Below are 1,986 nucleotides of genomic sequence, written 5' to 3'. Positions count from 1 at the left end.
GTTCTGCGTCAAGAACGACACCATCGGGTTCTTCGGACCCGTCGGCTGGGGCCGCTGGGACCTGTCCACCGACGGGGTGCGCGTCGATCCCGGCAGCGGCGGGTTCCTCGCCGACTCGCGGGTCTACTTCGCCAGCTGGGCCGTCGACGCGCTGGCCAAGTCGCTGAACGCCGATCCGGCGCTGCGGGCGTGGATACCGCCGCGCCGGGTGTCCTTCGTCCGGGCCGAGGGCCTGTCCGTGCACCTGCCGGGCCGGCCCCCGCAGCCCATCGGCGAGGGCGCCCGCGCCGTACTGGACCTGTGCGACGGGACCCGTCCGGTGGCCGGTATCGCGGCGGAGCTGGGGATCCCGGTGGCGGAGGCGACCGAGACGGTGCAGTGGCTGCTGGGCAAGCGGTGGGTGCACTGGCGGCTCGACGTGCCGACGGGAACCTACCCGGAGCGGGAGCTGCGGGCCGTCCTGGAGCGGATCGGCGATCCGGGGCTGCGGGAGCCGGCCCTGGAGAAGCTGGCCGTCCTGGAGCGGGGCCGCGACGCCGTCCAGGCGGCCGGACTGGACGCCGAGGCGCTGACCTCGGCGATCGGCGCCCTGGAGGCGGACTTCGCGGCGCTGACCGCCACCGACGCGCAGCGGTCCAAGGGTGCGCGGACCGCGCCGTGCCGGGGGCTCGTGTACTCGGACGCCCGGCGGGCGGCGACGGCGACCCTGGGCACCGCCCTGCTGGACGAGCTGACCCCGCTCGCGCAGTGCCTGACGGCGGCGCGCTGGATGACGAACCGCTTCGCCGAGCGGGTGGTGACCCGGCTGCGCGAGGTGTACGAGCGGCTGAGCGCGGCCGGTCCGGTGGACCTGGGCGCGATGTGGCTGGGCTGTCTGCCGTCCCCGTATCCGGAGGCGGGCCGGGACCTCGACGCCGTCCAGGCCGAGCTGCGGGCGAAATGGGCGCGGATCCTGGCCGTGCCCGAGGGGGCGCGCCGGGTGCGGGTGTCCTCGGCGGCCATCGCGGAGCGGGTGCGGGCGGAGTTCGAGGAGCCCGGCGCGGGCTGGTCGCTGGCCCGCTACTTCAGTCCGGACGTGCTGCTGCTCGCCGAGAACGCGGACGCGGTGGCGCGCGGGGACTTCGAGATGGTGCTGGGCGAGATGCACAGCGCGCTGAACACGATGGGCGCCTCCCTCTTCGTCCACCAGCATCCCGACCTCGACGAGCTGATCGCGGAGACCACCCGTGACTTCCCCGGGCCGCGGCTGCTGCCGATGCTGCCCAAGGAGCTGCCGCTCAAGTGGTCGACGCGCAGCAGGCCTTCGCTGGACCGGCCGCAGGACTACTACGTCTCGCTGGTCGACGACACCGGCGATCCGCACCGCCCGCGCACCGTCCTGTGCGCCGACGTCAGGGTCGAGGACCGCGGCGGCCGGCTGACGGCGGTGCTGCCCGACGGGGCGGCCTTCGATCTGCTCGACGTGTACGCGAACACCCTGACGCAGCGGGTCATGGACCGGTTCACGCTGCGCCCGGAGGGCGACCATACGCCGCGGATCAGCATCGACAAGATGGTGGTGGCGCGCGAGACGTGGGCGTTCCCGGCGTCCGAACTGGCCTTCGCCGACGAGAAGTCCGAGGCGAAGCGGTACGTGCGGGCCCGGCACTGGCGGGAGGAGCACGACCTGCCGCGGTTCGTGTTCGTGGTCTCGCCGGCCGAACCGCGCCCGTTCTACGTGGACTTCGACAGTCCGGTGTACCTGACCATCCTCGCGAAGGCCGCGCGCAGGCTGGCCCGCAAGGACCCCGGGGCCAAGCTGAAGGTCAGCGAGATGCTGCCCACGCCGGAGCAGGCGTGGCTGACCGACGACCGGGGCGACACGTTCACCTCGGAACTGCGGTTCGTCGCCGTCGACCAGACGGCCGTCGAGCGGGACGCGGCCCCCCGCGGAGGGGGGGGGGGCCCCCCCCGCCCCCGCCCCGGGCGGGGAGAGGGTTGTGGGCG

General features: G+C 74.3%; 1 protein-coding gene. It reads left to right on the top strand.

All coding sequences use genetic code 11. The features are described from left to right. On the top strand, positions 1–1,986 hold a 1,986-nt coding region (locus tag ACFXA3_RS41725; RefSeq protein ID WP_385196599.1), incomplete at both ends, for a lantibiotic dehydratase.

The sequence above is a fragment of the Streptomyces sp. NPDC059456 genome, assembly GCF_042750055.1.
In the GTDB taxonomy this organism is placed as follows: Bacteria; Actinomycetota; Actinomycetes; order Streptomycetales; family Streptomycetaceae; genus Streptomyces.
This window is presented reverse-complemented; position numbering and strand designations above follow the sequence as displayed.